Annotated in this window: 19 protein-coding genes and 1 pseudogene; 11 read left to right on the top strand and 9 right to left on the bottom strand. The window is 47.8% G+C overall.

Features of this window, described 5'->3' with window-relative positions; all coding sequences use genetic code 11:
* The first annotated feature begins 73 nt into the window (after positions 1-73).
* Positions 74-1354 (top strand): terminase large subunit domain-containing protein, encoded by a 1281-nt coding sequence (locus tag DQN52_RS09175; RefSeq protein ID WP_003786298.1) that lies wholly within the window; start codon positions 74-76, stop codon positions 1352-1354.
* 87 nt (positions 1355-1441) lie between these two features.
* Here DQN52_RS09175 and DQN52_RS09170 read toward each other — a convergent pair whose 3' ends face one another.
* From DQN52_RS09170 to DQN52_RS09160, 3 genes are all read right to left on the bottom strand, one after another.
* Complete coding sequence (locus DQN52_RS09170) at positions 1442-2008, bottom strand: ISAs1 family transposase (protein ID WP_071461653.1); 567 nt, start codon at positions 2006-2008, stop codon at positions 1442-1444.
* A gap of 27 nt (positions 2009-2035) precedes the next feature.
* Positions 2036-2284: a transposase family protein gene (locus DQN52_RS09165; RefSeq protein ID WP_231954124.1), complete on the bottom strand. Its 249-nt coding sequence runs from the start codon at positions 2282-2284 to the stop codon at positions 2036-2038.
* Between the two features lie 252 nt (positions 2285-2536).
* Complete coding sequence (locus DQN52_RS09160) at positions 2537-3409, bottom strand: DMT family transporter (RefSeq protein ID WP_003786300.1); 873 nt, start codon at positions 3407-3409, stop codon at positions 2537-2539.
* A 54-nt stretch (positions 3410-3463) separates the two neighbouring features.
* On the opposite strand from DQN52_RS09160, the gene DQN52_RS09155 reads away from it, so the two are divergent.
* The 3 genes from DQN52_RS09155 to DQN52_RS09145 are packed head-to-tail and all read left to right on the top strand — an operon-like array spanning position 3464 to position 5229.
* Positions 3464-3775, top strand: a complete 312-nt coding sequence (locus tag DQN52_RS09155) for an HLGFF motif protein (RefSeq protein ID WP_003786304.1) — start codon at positions 3464-3466, stop codon at positions 3773-3775.
* 1 nt (position 3776) lies between these two features.
* The gene (gene ccoS, locus DQN52_RS09150; protein WP_003786307.1) at positions 3777-3953 is read left to right on the top strand and encodes a cbb3-type cytochrome oxidase assembly protein CcoS; all 177 of its coding nucleotides are present in this window, start codon (positions 3777-3779) and stop codon (positions 3951-3953) included.
* Positions 3943-5229 (top strand): MFS transporter, encoded by a 1287-nt coding sequence (locus DQN52_RS09145; protein ID WP_003786308.1) that lies wholly within the window; start codon positions 3943-3945, stop codon positions 5227-5229. Before ccoS ends, DQN52_RS09145 begins: the two co-directional genes overlap by 11 nt.
* A gap of 60 nt (positions 5230-5289) precedes the next feature.
* Here the strand turns inward: DQN52_RS09145 and erpA are convergent, their stop codons facing one another.
* Together erpA and hemN are read right to left on the bottom strand one after the other, a co-directional pair.
* The gene (gene erpA / locus DQN52_RS09140; RefSeq protein WP_003790764.1) at positions 5290-5628 is read right to left on the bottom strand and encodes an iron-sulfur cluster insertion protein ErpA; all 339 of its coding nucleotides are present in this window, start codon (positions 5626-5628) and stop codon (positions 5290-5292) included.
* Between the two features lie 135 nt (positions 5629-5763).
* Positions 5764-7299: an oxygen-independent coproporphyrinogen III oxidase gene (hemN, locus tag DQN52_RS09135; RefSeq protein ID WP_003786312.1), complete on the bottom strand. Its 1536-nt coding sequence runs from the start codon at positions 7297-7299 to the stop codon at positions 5764-5766.
* Positions 7300-7413: 114 nt separating this feature from the next.
* On the opposite strand from hemN, the gene fnr reads away from it, so the two are divergent.
* The 7 genes and pseudogenes from fnr to DQN52_RS09100 all read left to right on the top strand — a co-directional run bounded on the left by fnr (position 7414) and on the right by DQN52_RS09100 (position 14836).
* Positions 7414-8160, top strand: a complete 747-nt coding sequence (gene fnr, locus DQN52_RS09130; protein ID WP_032133807.1) for a fumarate/nitrate reduction transcriptional regulator Fnr — start codon at positions 7414-7416, stop codon at positions 8158-8160.
* Between the two features lie 142 nt (positions 8161-8302).
* Positions 8303-8902 (top strand): annotated as a pseudogene (gene plsY, locus DQN52_RS09125) (glycerol-3-phosphate 1-O-acyltransferase PlsY); the annotation flags it as partial.
* A 373-nt stretch (positions 8903-9275) separates the two neighbouring features.
* Positions 9276-10577, top strand: a complete 1302-nt coding sequence (folC, locus tag DQN52_RS09120; protein WP_032827688.1) for a bifunctional tetrahydrofolate synthase/dihydrofolate synthase — start codon at positions 9276-9278, stop codon at positions 10575-10577.
* A gap of 16 nt (positions 10578-10593) precedes the next feature.
* Positions 10594-11631, top strand: a complete 1038-nt coding sequence (locus tag DQN52_RS09115) for an SPOR domain-containing protein (protein WP_032827689.1) — start codon at positions 10594-10596, stop codon at positions 11629-11631.
* Positions 11631-12206 (top strand): CvpA family protein, encoded by a 576-nt coding sequence (locus DQN52_RS09110; RefSeq protein WP_003786322.1) that lies wholly within the window; start codon positions 11631-11633, stop codon positions 12204-12206. The genes DQN52_RS09115 and DQN52_RS09110 overlap by 1 nt, the downstream gene beginning before the upstream one ends.
* Positions 12207-12218: 12 nt before the next feature.
* Positions 12219-13751: an amidophosphoribosyltransferase gene (purF, locus tag DQN52_RS09105; protein WP_003786323.1), complete on the top strand. Its 1533-nt coding sequence runs from the start codon at positions 12219-12221 to the stop codon at positions 13749-13751.
* 74 nt (positions 13752-13825) lie between these two features.
* Positions 13826-14836 carry a S49 family peptidase gene (locus tag DQN52_RS09100; RefSeq protein ID WP_003786325.1) on the top strand — a complete coding sequence of 337 codons (1011 nt, stop codon included), beginning with the start codon at positions 13826-13828 and terminating at the stop codon, positions 14834-14836.
* 244 nt (positions 14837-15080) lie between these two features.
* Here DQN52_RS09100 and DQN52_RS09095 read toward each other — a convergent pair whose 3' ends face one another.
* The 4 genes from DQN52_RS09095 to DQN52_RS09080 form a co-directional block, all read right to left on the bottom strand.
* Positions 15081-15812, bottom strand: coding sequence for a pseudouridine synthase (locus DQN52_RS09095; RefSeq protein WP_003786328.1), 732 nt, complete (start codon positions 15810-15812; stop codon positions 15081-15083).
* A gap of 78 nt (positions 15813-15890) precedes the next feature.
* A complete protein-coding gene (locus DQN52_RS09090) occupies positions 15891-17087 on the bottom strand; it encodes a heme biosynthesis HemY N-terminal domain-containing protein (RefSeq protein ID WP_003786329.1) in 1197 nt (398 codons plus the stop codon).
* A complete protein-coding gene (locus DQN52_RS09085; protein ID WP_003786331.1) occupies positions 17084-18460 on the bottom strand; it encodes a uroporphyrinogen-III C-methyltransferase in 1377 nt (458 codons plus the stop codon). Before DQN52_RS09085 ends, DQN52_RS09090 begins: the two co-directional genes overlap by 4 nt.
* Positions 18457-19200 carry a uroporphyrinogen-III synthase gene (locus DQN52_RS09080; RefSeq protein WP_003786332.1) on the bottom strand — a complete coding sequence of 248 codons (744 nt, stop codon included), beginning with the start codon at positions 19198-19200 and terminating at the stop codon, positions 18457-18459. The genes DQN52_RS09085 and DQN52_RS09080 overlap by 4 nt, the downstream gene beginning before the upstream one ends.
* Positions 19201-19229: the final 29 nt, after the last annotated feature.

Here is a 19229-nt window from a genome sequence, read left to right as displayed (position 1 = left end):
TAACGCTTTTTTTGCTTTTAAACGGCATGAATTTATTGGATTGTTGATTTTTTGAATTTTTGATGATTGTGTGATGAAAAATCGTTTTGAATTGAACGCGCCTGCTAATGTTGAACCGCGTATTGCGGCGCGTCAGCTTTATTGGCAGGGTTGGCGGATTACGGATATTGCGCGTACTTTGGGCTTGAAGCCGCCTGTGGTGTATTCGTGGAAAAATCGGGATAACTGGGACGGTGGTTCGCCTGTTTTGCGGATTGCGATGAGTGCGGAAACGCGCTTGCATGCGTTAATCAATCAGCCAAAAAAATCGGACGCGGATTATAAGGAAATGAAGAATTTGACGGCGTTGATTCAGAGGTATCCGCGTAAGGGGGATTGGGGCGATTTGACGGAAAAAAGCAGCCTGCACACGGAAGCTGCGCTGTGGAATGATGAGCCTCCATCTATTGATAATCCGCCGTGTGAACGGCGTAAGGAAAAGCGTGTGCGTGTGAGCAGTAATCGCAAAACGGAATACAACACGTTTTCTGAATCGCAGATTGTTGATGTGCAGTGGATTTTCTGTGAGCAGTTGTTTGATTATCAGCGTGTTTGGTTGAGTCAGCAGGTGCGCTTTCGGAATTTGCTGAAATCGCGCCAAATTGGGGCGACTTTCTTTTTTGCGCGTGAGGCGTTGGTTGATGCTTTGGTGTCGGGCAAGAATAAGGTGTTTTTGTCAGCTTCTCGGGCGCAGGCGTTTCAGTTTAAGCAGTATATGATTGATTTGGCGCAGATGGTGGGCGTTGAGCTGCGTGGGGACTCTATCCGTTTGCAAAATGGGGCGACGCTGTATTTTTTGGGGATGAATTCGCGTACGGCGCAGGGGCGACATGGGGATTTGTATGTGGATGAGTATTTTTGGATTCCTGATTTTGTTGAGCTGACGCGTTTGGCTAAACCGATGGCTTCGCAAAAGCAGTATCGGATTACTTATTTTTCTACGCCGTCGAGTACGTCGCACGCGGCTTATCCGTTTTGGTTTGGGGAGCGGTTTAATGAGGGGCGTGATAAATCTGAGCATGTGCATTTTGATGTTTCTCATGGGGCTTTGAAAAAGGGTCGCTTGTGTGAAGATGGTCAGTGGCGGCAGATTGTTACGCTTGATGATGCGGAGGTTTCAGGCTGCGATTTGTTTGATAGGCAGCAGTTGTTGCTGGAAAACTCGCCTGCGGAGTTCCGTCAGTTGTTTATGTGTGAGTTTGTGGAAAATGGGGATTCTGTTTTTGATTTTAATGCGTTGCAGAAGTGTAGCGTGGACAGTTGGGAGGAATGGAAGGATTTTTATAAGCCGTTTAAATACCATTTTGTAGAATAAATTACTATGTAAGCTATTATTTTTAAATTAAATGCAAAAGAACTCATAATCCCTTGGTCGTGGGTTCGAAACCAGACCTGACAAGTTTTAAATAATAGCCACAATACGGTCAATGCGATTCGCAAAACGAGCTAACCATGGTTTCCAAGATTTGTAACCGTAAAGCCGTACTATGTTTAACACTAAACTAAATAATATAGAATAAATAAATGCTGAATTTCTATTGCGAATTAAAGAGTTATCTTCTTTAAAGTGAACATCTTTTACCCAGTGGAGATTATTTTCAATACCCCAATGGTTGCGAATCGTTTTAGCAAAAAATTCTACATTATCATGATGATAGTTACTTAAATAAAAGTGTTGTTCCACTTTGCGCGAACCATCTGCTTCTATTTTCGTATTTGTAACAACAATCATGTGTTTAGATGATTGCCAATTTTGGCTAACCCATTGTGTACATGGATAAAGAGCAACTTCACGTTGAATTTGTGCGCCTTTCTGTCTTTCCGTTGTTTGAATTTTGGAAAGTATTTGATTATTCTGAAGTTCTTGAAACTCTTTGAATAATCGGATTGCGCCTTTTTTAACACCTACAACGTAAAACTGCCCCAATTCATCAATCTCTACGAGACTTTTTTTGACAATGTAAGGCATCTAATGTCAAAACCAAACCTTTGGTCTCTAGGTTTCTGATGTGCGGATTTTTTCGTAACTGGGTGTATTATCTCTATCCCATGCAAGATATTGTTTTAATTCATCAATATTATTAGCAAGGAATGCACCTATTTCGCGATTACCTTTCGCACCGCCCAAAATGGCAACAACAATGACTGTGAGTGTTTTGGCTAGATTATAGCGTTTGCCTGCTCCACGTCTGGTATCGGGTATACGAGCGAAATATTCTTCTAGTGAGTGCATGGTGTTGTCCATTTGGTTGTTTAAACTTCGCGCATTATACTTTTAATTTAAAACTTGTCAGGTCTGGGATTTATCCCACCAAAAAATGCTGATATTTATAGTGAATTAAATTTAGATTAGGACAAGGCGACAACGACCGCCGTGTACAGCTAGTACATAAGGGAGTTGGCAACGCGGTACTAATCTAAATTTAATTCACTATAAAAAGCAGCCTGCATTTTTAATGAATAAAGTGCAGGCTGCTTTTTATCTATATTATTTACTTCACGATTTCTTCTGCACAGGCAAACTACTAATCACACCCGAGCCAATAATCATCGCAATGCCAAGCCAATCTGCCCAGCCAGCGGTTTCGTGCAAAAACCACATGCCATACAGCGTACCAAACACAATATTCAGATACGACAACGCCGACACAGTAAACGTGCGCCCAACGTGGTAAGCGCGAGTCATCGCCAGTTGTGCCAACATTGCCGACAAGCCAATGCCCAGCAGAACCAGCCAGTTGTCGCCATTAATTCCACGCCACCCAAAATAAGTAGTTGGAATGGCAGACACAACCGCTGCCACCGCCGAAAAATACAGCACCACGCGCCAAGCGGGTTCGCCTGCTCGCGACAATTCGCGCACTTTCAAATAGGCATACGCCGAACATACGCCACCGCCCAGTGCAATGATGGCGTGTCCAATTTGCCCCGAATCCAGCGTAGGTTGCAGCAGCACGATAATTCCCAGCAAGCCTGTGATAAGCGCAAACCAAATCAAGCGCGTGGGTGGTTCGCGGAATAAGACAAGAGACAAAATCGCCAAAAACAAAGGCGATGTGGTGTTAATCGTAATCGCGGTGGCAAGCGGCAAATGGGCAATGCCATAAAAATAAAACAGCAAACCACCTGTGCCAGCCAATCCGCGCCAAATGTGTTGCATCGGTCGTGGTGTGTAAAACGATTTTTGAGTGCAGGCTGCTTGCGTTGCCAAAAAAATCACGGCAAACAACACGCGCCAAAATACCAATTCGTAGGAATTCATCGCAAAATGCTGCACGGCATATTTAACCAAAATGCCCATAACGGTAAACAAAACGGCTGCGACAATAATCCAAGCCGAGCCAAGTGGGTCTTTGTGTGTGGAAGTCATAGGTATAAACAGAATAAAAGGGTTACAATGCCCTTTTTTTGAAAGACACGAATTATGCACTATTTTTCCTTGCACACCCAACAAGACGAACACATCGGTTTTTTGATTATGTATCCGCGTGACGATAGCCAAAATCAAAGCGGCGATTTGGCGATTAAACTACTGGATTCCTTGCCAACTCGTTTGCGTGAAGTCACCAAATTGCTGGCATATTGGCAAGTGCAGGCTGCTTTGTCGTGGGAAGTGTCGGGCGACAAAGTCGTGGTGTTTGATGACGATGGCGACCCACGTGGCACAATCCGCCAAGAGCAGCTACACATCGGCAACCACGTTTTTATTTTGAACGATTTAGCAGGCAATATGTAACATGGAAAGTTTGTATATTTTGATTCCAATCAGCATTATTTTGGCGTTTGTGATTGGTTACTTCTTTTGGTGGTCGGGCAAAAACGGACAGTTTGACGATTTGGAAGGCCCAGCACACCGCATTTTAATGGACGATGACGACACATCAAATCAAGCGGAGCAACGCCGTGAACAATGATTTTTCTTTTGCTACATCGCGCCGTTTCGCGCCTTTGTTTGCCACTCAATTTTTTGGCGCGTTTAATGACAATTTGTACAAAACCGCGCTGTTTGTGTTGATTAGCTTTTACGGTTTGGGCGATGGCTTATGGCTGTCCGCCCCCATGATGCTCAATGTGGGCGCGTTGCTATTTGTGTTGCCATATTTTTTGTTTTCCACGCTGGCAGGACAGCTCGCCACGCGCTACAACAAAGCACGGCTGGCGCAAATGACCAAAGTGCTAGAAGTTGCGATTATGGCATTGGCAGGATTGGGATTCGCGCTGTCGTCTGTGTCGTTGCTGATGTTGTGTTTGTTTATCATGGGGACGCAATCCGCGCTATTTGGGCCAGTCAAATACGCTATCTTGCCCGAATACCTATCATCAAAACAATTGCTTATGGGCAACGGCTTGATTGAATCGGGTACATTTTTGGCAATTTTATTCGGGCAAATTGCAGGCACAGCCATTGCCAACACAGGCGCAACCGTCATCACCGCCACCGTAGTCAGCATTGCTGTGTTGGGCTTGTGCAGCAGCCTTGCCATGCCAGCCGTGCCAGCGCAAAACCCACACGCCCCCGTGCGCCTAAACGGTTGGCGCGACACACGCCAATTGTGGCAACAAACCCGCGCCCAACGCGATTTGTGGACAGCGATTATCGGCATTTCGTGGTTTTGGCTGCTGGGCGCGGTTTACACCACGCAGTTGCCCACGTTTGTGCAGCTGCATTTGGGTGGCAACGCCAGCGTGTTTAACCTAATGCTCACGCTGTTTTCGGTTGGCATTGCCACAGGTTCGGTGCTGTGCGGCAAAGTCAGCAAAGGCAGCCTGCACTTGATTTGGGTAGTGGCTGGCGCGATTGGCTTAACCGTGTTTGGTGGCTGGCTGGTGTATTTGACCCACGATTTGCGTTTTGATGCCAATCAGTTGCAGGGTTTGGCGCAATTTTTGTCGCAAGGTTATGCCTATCCCGTTATGCTTGCTTTGTTGGGCGTTGGCTTTTTTGGCGGATTTTTTTCCGTGCCGCTTTACACATGGCTGCAAACCGCCGCCAGCGATGAATTCCGCGCCCATGCCATTGCCGCCAACAACATCGTCAATGCCGTGTTTATGGTAGCCGCCGCGCTGTTGAGTAGCGTGTTGTTGGCGGCGTTTAACAGCATTACGTTGTTGTATTTGCTGGTGGCAATCGGCAATGTGGTTTTGTTGATTTATTTGACTTGGCGTAGTCCGTTGATTTGGAAATGGTAAAAAAGCAGCCTGCACTTTATATTTTCAAGTGCAGGCTGCTTTTTTATATTGTTTGCGTGATTAAACCGAGAACGATGAACCGCAACCGCAAGTCGTTTCCGCATTTGGATTGCGAATCACAAATTGCGAACCTTGCAAACTTTCGGTGTAGTCAATTTCTGCGCCAACCAAATATTGATAGCTCATTGGGTCCACCAAAAATTTCAAGCCATTTTTCTCAATTTCAAAATCATCGTCGTTTTTGATTTCGTCAAATGTAAAGCCATATTGAAAACCAGAACAGCCACCGCCGTTTACAAAAACGCGCAACATCAAATCGGGGTTGTTTTCTTCGGCAATCAAATCTGCCACTTTGGTGCAGCAAGATTCGGTAAAGTTAATTGGGTATTCGTCAGACATAGTCATGCTCCTTGCAGGGGAAGTGAATGGTGTGTGTTGTGAATTCAATTTAAACCAGTTGTCCTGATTGGAATTGAACCCACTACAAAGTGGGGCAGCCCACGAATTTTTCAAGTGGGCGATTGTACGACAAAATCAAACCGTTTGCGAATATTGCGCTCGCGTTTCTTGATTGTGTAAATAGTAGTCAAAAACCATCGCAATATTGCGGATTAAGAACCGTCCTTTGGGCGTAACGTGCAGGCTGCTTTCGTTTTGTTCTACCAAACCCAGTTGCACCAATTCTTGCAGGCGATTTAATTCGGCAGCAAAGTAATCGGCAAACGGGTGTTTGTACTGGTCAATTTCTTTAAAACGGTGCAACAAATCTGCGCTAATAATGCCCAAATCGGCTAATTTTTTCATGTGTGCTAATTCTGCCTCATCGGCAGCATCCGAAGCAGCCTGCACTTGGTTACTTTGTGGCAAAGACGGCAAATAATCGTCAAAATTCAATGAGAAGCGACACATCAAATCTTGAATAATTTGACGGCGCAACACGTCATCATCGTTTAATTCAAAACCGCGCATAATCGGCAATTTGTCTGCGTCCAAGTCGGCATAATAATCTTCCAAATTGCGTTGATTTTGGCTGTATGTGTTGCCGATTTTGCCGATGCTGCTCACGCCAATCGCCACTAAATCGCAATCGGCATAAGTGGAATAGCCTTGGAAATTGCGCTGTAAACGTCCTTCGCGCAGAGCGATTGCTAATTCGTCTTCGGGCTTGGCAAAGTGGTCCATGCCAATGAAGACATAACCGCGCTCGTTCAACAAATGCACTGCGTATTGCAAAATATCCAATTTTTCTTCGCTAGACGGCACGGTGTTGGTGTCAATGCGGCGTTGCGGCTTGAAAATATGCGGCAAATGCGCGTAGTGATACAACGCCAAACGGTCGGGATTGAGCGACAAAACCGTATCCAAAGTCGGCTTAATGCTTTGTACCGATTGATGTGGCAAGCCGTAAATTAAATCCACACTAATGGATTTAAAACCTGCTTCACGCGCCGAATCAATTACGTTTTTGGTTTCTTCAACGGTTTGAATGCGGTTCACAGCAGCCTGCACTTTTGGGTCAAAATCTTGAATGCCCACGCTCATGCGGTTAAAGCCCAGTTGTGCCAGTTTGAACACGCTTTCACGGCTCACTTTGCGCGGGTCAATTTCAATGGAATATTCGCCGTCGGGCAGCAATTCAAAATGTTCGCGAATCATGTTGAACACGCGTTCTAGCTGTTCATCGTTCAAAAATGTGGGCGTGCCGCCGCCAAAATGCAGTTGCGCCAATTTGTGCTTGCCGTGCAAATGTGGTTTGAGCAACGCCATTTCTTTTTCTAAATAATTCAAATACTCATCGGCTTTGCTGGTGTCTTTGGTGATGACTTTGTTGCAGCCACAGTAGTAACAAATCACATTGCAAAACGGAATGTGAATATACAGCGATACGGGTTTGTCGCTGTCTTTTAAGGTGTTTTCTAGCGTTTGGATATAGTTGGCTTGCACGAAACCATTGTGAAAACGGTCGGCAGTGGGATAAGACGTGTAGCGCGGCCCTTGACTGGGCAGGCTGCTAATCAATTCGCGGTCAAAAACAAAATCTTGAGTGGGAGCGATGGTAATGGTTTTCATATTTCAGTACCTTTTTTAAGGTTATTTTATTATTAGACAAACTTTGTTAGAATACGACAATATTTATCAAAATGTATTGCGTTTTGTCAAACACACACGTTGGAACTATTATAAATGTCAAAGCTATCTCTTACTACTAAAACGCAATGTTCAAATTGCTCTTTAAAGGAATTGTGTCTACCTTTGGGCTTGAATGCGGAGGAATTTGAACAAGTTGATGCAGTTATTCAGCAAAGCAAACGGTTGAAAAAAGGGGAATATCTATTTCATGCTGGCGAAAATTTTTCTTCTTTGTTTGCGATTCGAACGGGTTTTTTTAAAACTGCGGTCAGCACGCAAGACGGTCGCGACCAAGTGACTGGTTTTTTTATGTCGGGCGAATTAATGGGCATGGACGGTATTGGCGAAGGTAATTACACTTGCAACGCCGTTGCTTTGGAAGATAGTGAAGTCTGCGAATTGCCATTTAGTCGAATAGACGAATTAAGCAAGCATTTGCCGCGATTGAATCTGCATTTTTTTCGCTTGATGAGCCGCGAAATTGTGCGTGACCAAAATGTGATGTTGCTGCTGGGCAATATGCGCGCCGAAGAGCGTTTGGCAGCGTTTTTGCTGAATTTGTCCGACCGTTTGCATCATCGCGGTTTTGCGGCAAACGATTTTATTTTGCGTATGTCGCGCGAAGAGATGGGCAGCTATTTGGGCTTGAAACTGGAAACGGTTAGCCGTACGTTGTCGCGTTTTAATCAAGAAGGTTGGATTTCGGTAGAACACAAGCATATTCAAATTTTAAGACCCGATATCTTGCAAAATTTGGTGTCGGGGCATCTACAAGAATTTGGGCAATGTGGTTTTAAATAAACCAATAAAAATGCAGGCTGCTTTTTTCGTATTTAAAAGCAGCCTGCACTTAATAATAGTGGTTTATTCGTGGGTTAAATTACGTTAGAATGCAAGGCGTTTTCTTTTCTTTATTTTTGTAAATTAAGTAGGAGCGATGATTATGTGGTTTATTGGTTTGGTAGTAGTGGTGATGGCGTATTTGATTGGTTCGCTGTCGGCAGCGTTGATTGTATCTCAAAAAATGGGCATGCCAGACCCGCGTAGTTATGGCTCGGGCAACCCTGGCGCAACCAATATGTTGCGTAGTGGTCGTAAAGATGCCGCCACCTTGACTTTGCTGGGCGATGCGCTCAAAGGCGTGATTGCAGTGGTTTTGGCACGTTGTTTGGCATCTTGGTTGCATTTGGGCGATGGTGTGGTCGCATGGGCGGCAATCGCTGTGGTGATTGGGCATATGTACCCCTTGTTCTTCAATTTTAAAGGCGGCAAAGGCGTGGCAACCGCGTTAGGTGTGTTGCTGGCGATGTCGTTTACCACAACCTTGTGGATTGTTGCCATTTGGGCAGTGATTGCATTCAAGTTCAAAAAATCTTCGTTGGCGGCTTTGGTGGCGGCAGCGGCAACGCCTTTTGTAGCATTCATTATTATTCATCATCCGTCTTGGGGCTGGGCTTTGACGTTGATTTCAGCTTTGGTGATTTACCGTCATCGCAGCAACATTGGCCGTATGCAATCTGGTAACGAGAGCAATATTGGCGAAACTGTGGTGCAGGCTGTTTCTGAACCTGTGGCAGCAGCCGAGAATGTAGCGGTTAAACCTGTTGAAGCGGAAACGCCAGCAACACAAGTAGAAACGGTAAAAGCGGAAGCGGTACAGGTAGAAACGGTAAAAGAAGTGGTGCAAGAAACCCAAGCGGTTGAGCCAGAAAAAGCTGAAGCAGAAGTGGCGCAAGAAGTCGAATCCGAAGCCAAAGCAACGGAAACCGAAACCGCACTCAGCGCAGAAGTGGTAGCAAAACCCAAAGCCAAGCGCGGTAGTAAAAAATCAAGCGAATAATTCGCGTAAACAGAAGCAGGCTGTCGCTTTATGACTGCCTGCTTTTGGTGTTTGTATGCAAAGTAAAGTGGTAGCAATGGAACAAAAACAAAGTTTAGCGCAATGGTTGGCGCGATTGGAAACGGCACACAGCAACGGTTTAATTGACATGGGTTTGGAGCGCGTAGGGCGCGTGAAAAACGCCATGCAGTTGCAGCCTGCTTGCCCGATTATTGTGGTGGCTGGCACAAACGGCAAAGGCTCAACTTGTGCGTTTTTGTCGCAGATTTACGCGCAGGCTGGCTACAAAGTCGGCACGCTCACTAGTCCACATTTGCTGCGTTTTAACGAGCGCATTGCGATTAATACGCACCCTGTGTCGGACGAGCAAATCGTGGCTTCGTTTGAGCGCATTGAAGCAGCACGTGGCGACACATCGCTCACTTATTTTGAGTTCAACACGTTGGCGGCGGTGGATATTTTTGTGCGCGAACAAGTGGACGTGATGATTTTGGAAGTCGGCTTGGGCGGGCGTTTGGACGCGGTAAATATATTTGACGCGGATTGTGCGATTGTTACCAGCGTGGATTTAGACCACCAAGCGTTTTTGGGCGACACGGTGGAACAGGTTGCGCGAGAAAAAGCAGGTGTGTTCCGTGCTGGCAAAGCGGCGATTTGTGGACAAAATCCTGCGCCACAAAGTTTGGCGGATTATGCGCATGAACTGGGTGCGCCACTTGTGTTGGCAAAACGCGATTTTTCGTTCAGTAAATTGGAAAATCAGCAATGGAATTTTCATTTTACGCCTGCCGATGAAGTGCAAAGCAGCCTGCACTTGTCGCCACGCAATCGCAATGCCTTGCCTATGCCTGCGTTGCGCGGTTCGTATCAACTAGGCAATGCAGCCTGCGCTTTGGCGGCGATTGAGTGTTTAACGCCCAAATTGCCTGTGGATGTGGGTGCGATTAAACGCGGTTTGTTGTTGGCGGAAAATGTGGGGCGATTCCAAGTGTTACCTGGGCGACCTTTAACCGTGTTGGACGTGGGACACAATCCCCACGCGGCACGCGCTTTGCGCCAAAGTTTGATTGCTTTGCCGTTTTCCCAAAAGCGGATTGCGGTGTTTAGCATGCTTGCCGATAAAGACATAGACAGCGTGTTGGATATTGTGCGCGACCAGTTTGATGAATGGTACATCGCACCCCTGCATTTGCCGCGCGGTAGAAGTCTGGCGGATTTGCAAGAAAGATTGCAGGCACACGGCATTGATGCAGTTAAGCAGTTTGAAAATGTGCAGGCTGCTTGTTCTGCTGCTTTATCGGTTGCGGGCGAAAATGATAGAATTGTAGTATTTGGCTCGTTCCACACGGTGAGCGATGCTATGGCGGTATGTAAATAAGAATAAGGAAAAGAAAATGGCAGAAAATAAACCCGATTTGGATAATAAAACCAACGAAAAAACACACGATAATCAACCCACGCTGACAGGCTATGAAGAATTAAAAAAGCGCAATCGTAGCCGTTTATTGGGAGCAGGAGCAATGGCTTTTTTGGCGGGCGGTTTGACTTTAATCGTTGCCAGTAATGATGCGCCCGAATCGCCTATTTTGGACGAAGCATCTCGCCCCGTTGCGCAAGTGGTAGCCAAATCCAATACAACCGAAGTTTTGCTACCCGAAGGTGTGTCGGCATCGCAAGCGAGTGGTGTATCGGAGACGATTATTGCATCTGATGTGGCATCGGCAAGTGCGGAAAATGTAGATAGTAGCCCTGCGACCAATGTGGCGAGTAAACAAACATCAAATAATGGAGCAGAGCAGCCTGTACCCGATGGCGCAGTATCGGCAGAAAATTTGACTGCTATGGTTAGCCCCGAACCTTTGAAACAACCGAGCGCAGCAGAAAAACGTCGTTTAGCACGCGAAGCACAGCAACGTGAACGTGAACAACGCGAAGCACAACGTGCAGCCGATGAACGCGCCAGAGAGCAACGTCGCCGCGAAGCACAAGCAGTAACCGCGCGTATTGAAGCCGAACGTGCAGCGCAAAACCGAATTGCTGCCGAACGCACGCGTCAAGCGCAATTGGCCGCCGAGCAAAAACGCCAACAAGAACGCGCACAATGGTTGGCAAAACAAGCCGCACAAAAAGCGCAAGAAACACAATCTGCTGCTCGTGGCACGCAAAAGCAGCCTGCACCTGCGGTTGCAACATCGGTAAGCGGCAAAGTGATGGTTCAGGTGGGCGCGTATAGTACGCGTGCATTGGCACAACAAGTGCAAACCCAGTTGCGCGGCATGGGCTATAACTCGCAAATAGAGCCAGTTAAAACGGCGAACGGCACAATGTATCGCGTTCGTGCAACTGGTTTTGCGAATCGTGCAGCCGCCACCCAAGCTGCGAACCAATTAAAAAGCCGTGGTTTGGGCGGCATGATTATTGAGCAAAAATAATGGCATTCACCACATTTGATATTGCAGCTTTATTGCTGATTTTTGTCTGCATTGTGATTTCTGCTATGCGTGGCTTAATGGGCGAAGTCATTGCCTTTATCGGCTGGCTGGTTGCGCTGGTTGCGGCGCGTTTTTTTGCCGTGCCTGTGTCCGATGTGGTGTTCGCCAGCATGAATCCACGCCCCATGGCGGTGGTGTGTGCCTTTGTGTTGGTATACATCGCTGCTCGAGTTGGCGTGGTTTTGCTGCATCAAATTGTGGATTTGGTGGTTAAGAAAACCAAGCTCACCAGCATCAATCGTTTGTTGGGCGCATTGTTGGGCGCAGCAAAAGGCATGCTGGTGGTCAGCTTAATTGTGCTGGCGTGTTCGTTTAGCGATTTGCCCAAAGACCCAGAATGGCAAAATGCCAAAACCGCGCCTTTCTTCCAAGATATTGCGTTACTAGAAAAAGATTATTTGCCTGATTTTTTATCCAATCAAGTTCATTTCCCCAATTCAGCAGAAGTGCAGGCTGCTTCCGATGTGGCACAGCCTGCACCCGTTAAGCCCAAAACACAAATTTTAAAACCGTAAGGAGTTGCTTTTATGTGTGGCGTATTAGGTTTGGTGGCGCACCAGCCAGTTAATCAACTGTTGTATGACGGATTGCAAATGTTGCAGCACCGAGGACAAGATGCCGCAGGGATTGTAACTACGCAAAACGCTTGTTTTCGTATGCACAAAGGCAAAGGCATGGTGCGCGAAGTGTTCCGCACCCGCAATATGCTCGATTTGCACGGCAACGCAGGTATCGCTCATGTGCGTTATCCGACCGCAGGCAATGCAGGCAGCTCCGCCGAAGCGCAGCCGTTTTACGTTAGCTCGCCTTTTGGGATTGTGTTGGCGCACAACGGCAATTTAACCAACACCGCCGAACTGCATCACGATGTCTATACCCGATATTTGCGCCATGTGAACACGCAGTCCGACTCCGAAGTGTTGCTCAACGTATTCGCCCACGAATTGCGCCGCGAAGTGAGCAACAACGCCAACCCAACCCAGTTGTCGCCCGACAATATTTTCAACGCCATTGAGCGTGTGCATGAGCGTGTACGCGGTGCATACGGCGTAGTTGCCATGATTGCAGGCTATGGCATGGTGGCATTTCGCGACCCGAATGGCATTCGTCCGCTGGTGTTGGGCAAACGCGAAGAGGGCGGAAAAACAGCGTGGGCGGTGTCCAGCGAAAGCGTTGTATTTGGTGGACTGGCGTATCAGTTAGAACGCGACATCGCCCCTGGGGAAGCCTTGTTTATTGATTTTTCAGGCAATCTGCATTCGCGCCAATGTGCCAAGCAGCCGCATTTAAAACCGTGTTTGTTTGAGTACGTTTACTTTGCACGTCCCGATTCGGTGGTGGACGGCGTGCCCGTTTATCAAGCACGAGCGGACATGGGCATCACGCTTGCCGACAAAGTCAAACAGCATATTGATGTAAACGAAATTGACGTGGTGATGCCGATTCCAGACACCAGCCGTTCCAGCGCATTGGAATTAGCGGCGCGTTTGGGCAAACCCTATCGCGAAGGCTTAATCAAAAATCGCTATATTGGACGCACATTTATTATGCTTGGGCAGGCAATGCGCAAAAAATCGGTGCGCCAAAAGCTGAACCCGATTGCCAGCGAATTTGCAGGCAAAAACGTATTGTTGGTGGACGACAGCATTGTGCGTGGCACAACTAGTCGCGAAATTGTGGACATGGTGCGCGAAGCAGGCGCGAAAAAAGTCTTTTTTGCGTCTGCTGCCCCAGAAGTGCGCTACCCCAATGTGTATGGTATTGATATGCCCACACGCGAAGAATTGATTGCCAACGGACGCACCGCAACCGAAATCGCCCAAGAAATCAATGCCGATGCGTGTATTTTTCAGGACTTGGACGCGCTAGAACAAGTGGTGCGTCGCTTAAATCCACAAATCGAAGGCTTTGATGATTCGTGTTTTAGTGGTTGCTATGTAACAGGCGATATTGATGATGCCTATTTGGACGCGCTATCGGCACACAAAAAGCAGCCTGCATCGCGCATCATGCCCAGTTTAGTGGAATACAGCGTGAGCATTGAAAACGGCAACGAGTAATCATCAATCGTAGGTTGTTATAACAATGACTACTGTAACCACAGTAGCCATTCATACATACAGAAAGGAACAATATGGTTTACCGCATCAAACGCGAAGACGGCACAACCGACCAACAAGCGCAAAACGAAGAACAATGGGCGCAAAACACCTTGCGCGAAGTGCTGTTGGCGGCCTATCAAGAACAAAAACGCGCCCGAATGTGGCGCAATATTTGGCGCGTGGTTGGCTTGCTGGTGTTTTTGGCGATGTTGGCTGGCTTGCGTGGCGGCATGCGTCAAGGCGAACAAGCACGAGAATCGGCATCACGTTTTGCTCATCAGCCACACACAGCCGTTGTGAAATTAACAGGTGAAATCGGCGGCAGCGAACAGCGCAATCAGGTAGATATTCTGCGCGAAGGCATGCAGGCTGCTTATCGCAATCCCAATGCCAAAGCCATTATTATTCATGCCAATAGCCCTGGGGGTTCGCCTGTTGTATCCAATATCGCCTTTGCCGAAGTGCGCCGAATGCGCGCGGAACACAAAAACATTCCTGTGTATGTAGTGGCGCAAGATATGTGCGCTTCGGGTTGTTATTACATCGCAGCCGCTGCCGACAAAATTTTTGCCGACCCGTCTAGCCTAATGGGCAGCATTGGCGTGATTGGCAGCAGCTTTGATGCGACTGGCTTAATGGAAAAATTGGGCATTCAACGCCGCGTTCGCATTGCAGGCAACAACAAAGGCATGGGCGACCCGTTCACCGCCGAAAGTCCCGAACAGCAAGCCATTTGGCAACAAATGCTAGACCAAATTCACGGCGAATTTATCCAAGCCGTCAAACAAGGGCGCGGCAATCGTTTGCAAGAAAAGCAATACCCCGATTTGTTTAGCGGACGCATTTTTACAGGCATAGAAGCCAAAAAAGCAGGTTTGGTTGATGATTTGGGCAATGTGTATTCGGTGGCGCGAGACGTGGTTAAAGCACCGAATTTGGTGGACTACACGCCAGAGCAAGACGATTTGGCGCGTTTGTTGAGCCGTCATCTGGGCGCACAAGTGCAAAATCAAGCGCAAGAATGGTTGAGTAAGGTTTGGTAGGTATAGTGAATTAAAATTGCAATGATACAGTGTTGATAACGTCCTTATGTGCCACGCGCGCACAGCGGACGTTATCGCCTTGTCTCATTTTTATAGTGAATTAAATTTAGATTAGTACAGCGTTGCCAACTCCCTTATGTACTAGGTGTACACGGCGGTCGTTGTCGCCTTGTCCTAATCTAAATTTAATCCACTATATCTTCCCTATTGTCGTAATAGCCTTGTTCCATGGTTTACATAGTGATTAAAACCGCTCGTTTTCGCCCAAATATCGCCATTGACCTGTTGGCAACGCGCCTAGTTTCACTTTGCCCATTCTAATGCGCTTTAAGCCCACCACGCGCAAGCCGACCAATTCGCACATTCGGCGGATTTGGCGTTTTTTGCCTTGTTTTAACACAAAGCGCAGTTGGTCTTCGTTTTGCCATTCCACTTTGGCTGGGCGCAGTTTTTCGCCGTCTAGGCTCAATCCGTGGTTGAGCAACGCCAAGCCTTGTGGTGATAGCGTGCCTTTGACTCGCACCAAATATTCTTTTTCGCTATCGGATTGCTCGCCAATAAGTTGTTTGGCAATGCGTCCGTCTTGCGTCAAAACCAATAAGCCAACCGAATCAATGTCCAAACGACCCGCAGGCGCAAGCCCGCGCAACTGGCTAGGGTGGAACGCAATGCGGCTGGTGTCGCCTTGCCAATGATTGCTTTCGGTAATCAATTCAATGGCGGCGCGATAATCTTTTTCGGGCTGACCACTCACAAAACCCACAGGTTTGTTCAACAAAATGGTTACGCGCTGGGTTTGCTGCTGGTGGGCGCGTTTGTCCAAATCAATGCGGTCATTGGGCAACACTTTTTGCCCCAACACGGCAACCGCGCCATTGACTTTGACCCAGCCTTGTTCAATGTAGCTGTCGGCTTCGCGGCGCGAACAGATTTTGAGTTCTGCCATGCGTTTGGATAGTCTGATGGGTTCGGTCATAATGCTTCCTTTGTTTGTTTGATTAAAAATGCAGGCTGCTTTTTCGTGTTCAAAAGCAGCCTGCACTTTCTTGTTGATTTATTGCGCTTGCTCAATTTGACTCAACGCTAACTGACGTTGCTCTTGCGCCAAGCTGGCTTGACCGCTTTGCTCCAACACCTTCGCCAAAGTCAAATGCGCTGGCACAGAATGCTCAATCGCCAAACTGGCTTCCAAATAACCACGCGCCTTGCCCCACAGTTGTCGGGTTGCCGCCAATTCGCCCAAATGACGCAACAATCGCGCATCGTTGGGGTTGCTGCGTAGCCACGCATCGGCAGTATCAATCGCTTTTTGCTGACCGTGTTCGTCCAAATATTGGCTACTTTGCACAAAAGCGGGCAGCAAATCGGCATTGTGTTGCGCTGGATAATGCTGGTTCACCCAAGCTATTGCCTGCGAATACAAGCCCAGTTGTACATATTTTTGGGCAATCGTCGCGCTCATTTCGCCCGATTTTAAATGCTCTGGAATGCGTTTTAAGCAGGCTTTCATGCCTCTGTTGTCGCTCACCAAATTCAAAAGCTGCTCGTAAGCACGTTGCGACAAATGTTCGGCTTCAGTGTCGTTCATCGCCCCAGCACGGCGCAATTTATCTACTTTGTCCAACACTTCCAAAGCGTCGCCCTTATCCAATGCCCAACGCAACTGCAAACGCACCAAGCGCGTTAAGCGTGGGTTGATTTGCGCGGCGGCTTTTAAATGTTCGTCTGCGATTTCGTATTGATGTTGATTTAAGGCACTTTCTGCCAACAACAAATAGCGCGAAAGCTGGGCTTTGCTCGGCAATTTGGCGATGTCGTGCAAATATTGGTCGCGTGTTTTTTGGTTGCCACTTTGGTCGGCAGCGTGTGCCGCCAGCATCAACGCCAACACGCGGTTGCCACCTGCTTCTTTGTTTGCCAACACTTTTGCCGCTTGCGTTTCGGCTTCTTGGAATTTGCCTTCAAAAAACGCCAAACCTGCGGCATTGAGTGCTTGCGTGGCTTTGCGGCTGCGGCGTCCGATGCCAAATCGGCTTAATTTATCGGGCGTACTCAACACGCCTGCAAACAGTTTCACCACGATATACAGCGCAACCACCGCGCCAATCAATCCCAACACAAACAAATGCAAATTCACGCGCAACATGGTTTGCTCTATCACAATATACACGTTGCCCGAATAAGTGGTTGCCGCCAAAGCCAAACCAATGGCAATGGCAAACAAAACAATAATCCAAATTAACTGTTTCATGCGTGGCTTCCTTTGCTAGATGCAGGCTGGCTGGCAGATTTGGTTGCTGGCGCGCTGGCTGGTTTTGCCGCAGGTTCGCTGGCTTGGGTTGCAGTCGCAGCAGGAACAGAAGCAGCCTGCACAGTTGGCACGCTAGCAGGTGCGATTTCTACTGCTGGCAAGTTCACAGGCAGGGCAGTACGTGCGCTGTTTTGATGGGTTCGCACGGCAGCCAAGCTGGATTTGAGTGCGTCATCAGAAATCATGCGAACTTCTAATGCTTTGAGTTCATTCAATTCTTTTAACCATGCTTGGGTGTTGGGCGATTGCACATCAAAATATTGTTTAACGGTCGCTTCCACGGCATTTAAATCGTTTTGATAAATGTCGCCGTTGTGTTGCAACACCGCCAAACGCGCGTCCAACAAGTGCATACGCAAGTTTTCGCGCACAAAATACACTTGTTCGGGCGCAATCAACATCGCATCGTTGTTGTTGAGTTTACGCACTTCTACCATGCTTTTAAGCAGATTTACCGTGCTTTCTGTGGCGCGAGTCCACCAGTTACCCGCTTGCGATACAGGGGCAGCTTCGGTTTTGCCTGCCTGCAAAGTGTTGTCCACCAACAAAGGCAGGCTTGGCACGGCACTTTGTAAGCGGTCAAGGCGCAGTGCGGTGGCAGAAGTGTTTAAATAGGGGCGATTTTTTAGCGCGGCTAAATCTTGGCTAATCGCTTGTTTGATTGGCAACAATTCGGGTTGCTCAAAGCGGTTTAGGCGTTGTTCTACGGTTTCCAACACGCTTATGGCAACTGGCACATTGCCCGATAGCAATAATTGTTGCGATGCGACATTCAGCGTGACTTCTACTTCATCAACCAACCAGTTTACGCGCCCTTTGAGCAATTCGGCATAAGCGCGTTGTACGCCGTCTAGCGTTTGTTGCGTGTTGTTTTGGTTAGCAAGAATTTTGGCTAATTCGGCATCAATTTGTTGTTGGCGTTGCAAAGCAGCCTGCAATAATGTGGCGTTTTGACTGTTGCCCAAGCCTGCTTTGTCTAATTCTTGATTAAAACGCAGCTCTTGGGTTTTGATGGTATCGGTTAGGCTCAATTCTTGGGTTTTGAGTATGTTTTGTCCTTGTACAAACAAAAAACCGCTCGCGCCCAAGCTCAGTATTGCCAATACCAATGCGCCCAATGCGATGCTTTTGCCGCCGTTGTTGGCAGTTTGCTCAATCACAATCGGTTGTGCTTGTGCTTGTGCTGGGGCGGTAGGTGCGGTGGTGGCAGGCAAAGCAGCCTGCACGATTTCGCTTGCGTTTTCGGTTGCTGGGGTTGAATTGGATTCGGGAATTGCTGGGGTTTGTTCGGGTTGTTTTTGTGCTTCGGTCATAGGTTTGACTCCGTTTTAGCCAGAATGTACGCTGCTTGCTGCAACGCTTGGGATAAATGGGAACACACGCGAATTTGGGTTGCGCCATTTTGGGCAAGTGTGTCGGCAATGCGCGTGTGATGCGTGAAGTATAACAAGGATTGCAACATTTGCGTATAACTTGGTGGTGCTTGGCTGAACAATGGTTGCGCCATTTGGCTGGACGTAACCCAAGCAGCCTGTACTTTTTGTGTGTCTAGCAATGTCCAATCTAGGGTTTGTACAATGCGTTGATAGATGGGCGCGTATTGCACCACAAAATCGCGCAAACGCAGTTGTTCGGCAAGGTGTTCGCGTCCGTTTTGTCCACGCACGATTAGGATTGTGGCGCGTGGTGGCAGGGTTTGCCAAATGGGCAGTTGCAAGGCGGCTTCGCTGTCGTTGCCGTTGTGGCTGGCGTGAACGTGCAAGCAGCCTGCACTTTGCAATGCGTGTGCGGTGGCTTGCCCTACGGCAATATGCGTTTGTTTGCGCCAGATTAAATCGCCCTGCAAAAAATGTTGTGCGATTTCTACCGCGCTGGGGCTGACCCAAAACATGGCTTGGGCTTGGGTGATTTGTTGTGGTAGTGCGGTGCAGGCTGCTTGGTTGGGGCACAATTCTATTGGCGCGAATGGCACGGCTTGCCAGCCTGCGTGTTGGCATAGGGTGATGTCGGCGGCTTGGCGTTGGGTTGGGCGGACGAGTAGTAGAGTTGGCATAGGATAGGTTGTGTTTGGGTTCTCTAACC

This window comes from Kingella kingae, from assembly GCF_900475905.1.
Lineage (GTDB): Bacteria > Pseudomonadota > Gammaproteobacteria > Burkholderiales > Neisseriaceae > Kingella > Kingella kingae.
Note: the sequence above shows the minus strand (reverse complement) of the source record. Positions and strands in the feature narration are given on the sequence as shown.